Below are 1,101 nucleotides of genomic sequence, written 5' to 3'. Positions count from 1 at the left end.
AAACGACGCCTCGGCTCGGCTCTGAGCGCTCGCAGCGGTGCCGCGCAGGCGCGCGAAATCATCCTGCGGGTCCTCACCCACAACCTGATGCTCCTCAGGTCGCCCACCACAGGGTTTCAACAATGCACGTTCAGGTCTGAACACCGATCCGCTGCAGCCTGTGGTTTGCAGGCTGGAGTCACGCTCCGGAGCGTGCGCCCCTCCGTGATCCGCTCTATCCGAATACCTCGCCCCAGGCCGCCATCAGCGCCATATCGGCTTCCGCCATGGTCGCCGGAATGCCAAGCCGGTGCAGGCTTGTCACCCCATGCTGGCTGATCCCGCAGGGCACGATGCCACCAAAATGGTCGAGGTCGGGGTCGATGTTCAGCGCGATGCCGTGCCAGCTCACCCAGCGGGTCACCCGCACGCCAATGGCGCCGATCTTGTCCTCCGTCCCGCGCGCCGGGTCGGCCACCCAGATGCCGACCCGGCCCGCCCGCCGCTCACCTTTCACGTTGAAGCGGTCGAGCGCGCGGATCACCCATTCCTCCAGCCCGTGGACATAGGCCCGCACATCCCGCCCGCGCCGGGTGAGATCGAGCATGACATAGGCGGTGCGCTGGCCGGGCCCGTGATAGGTCCATTGCCCGCCGCGGCCGGCGCGGAACACCGGGAAGCGGGGGTCGACCAGCCCTTCCGGCGTCGCCGAGGTGCCGGCGGTGTAGGTCGGCGGGTGCTCCACCAGCCAGACCAGCTCCTCCGCCGTGCCGGCGCGAATGCCGGCGACCTGCGTCTCCATCCGGGCCAGGGCTTCGGGGTAGGGGGTGAGGCCTTCGGCGATCTGCCAGGCCAGGCCAGTTGATCGGGGTTGGGTCATCGTCTATACGCCCCGCCTCTACCCGGTTTGCGGTCGTGGCGGAATGGTAGACGCGCCAGCTTGAGGTGCTGGTGGGGGAAACCCCGTGGAAGTTCGAATCTTCTCGACCGCACCAGTAAGAGGGGCAAAACCTGTGGTGGTCAGGCGGGCTGGCAGCGCTGCCGGACCAAGTCGGGCAAGTACGGGATGCTGGCTTGGCCTGGGATGCCGAGCCTGGCGCCGAGGTAATCCCAGAAGCTGAG

General features: G+C 67.8%; 1 protein-coding gene and 1 tRNA gene. One reads left to right on the top strand and one right to left on the bottom strand.

The window, feature by feature from the left end; genetic code table 11:
- Positions 1 to 214 precede the first annotated feature (214 nt).
- On the bottom strand, positions 215 to 859 hold the full coding sequence (gene lipB, locus H7965_RS30000; protein ID WP_186774105.1) for a lipoyl(octanoyl) transferase LipB: 645 nt from the start codon (positions 857 to 859) through the stop codon (positions 215 to 217).
- Between the two features lie 29 nt (positions 860 to 888).
- Here lipB and H7965_RS29995 point away from each other — a divergent pair.
- Positions 889 to 974: transfer RNA gene (locus H7965_RS29995), tRNA-Leu, on the top strand.
- Positions 975 to 1,101: the final 127 nt, after the last annotated feature.

Origin of the sequence: Siccirubricoccus deserti (assembly GCF_014283215.1) — a bacterium.
GTDB lineage: Bacteria > Pseudomonadota > Alphaproteobacteria > Acetobacterales > Acetobacteraceae > Siccirubricoccus > Siccirubricoccus deserti.
Note: the sequence above shows the minus strand (reverse complement) of the source record. Positions and strands in the feature narration are given on the sequence as shown.

Coding starts and splice junctions, on each gene's coding strand:
- lipB (WP_186774105.1), bottom strand. CDS start 859: ATGACCCAACCCCGATCAACTGGCCTGGCCTGGCAGATCGCCGAAGGC.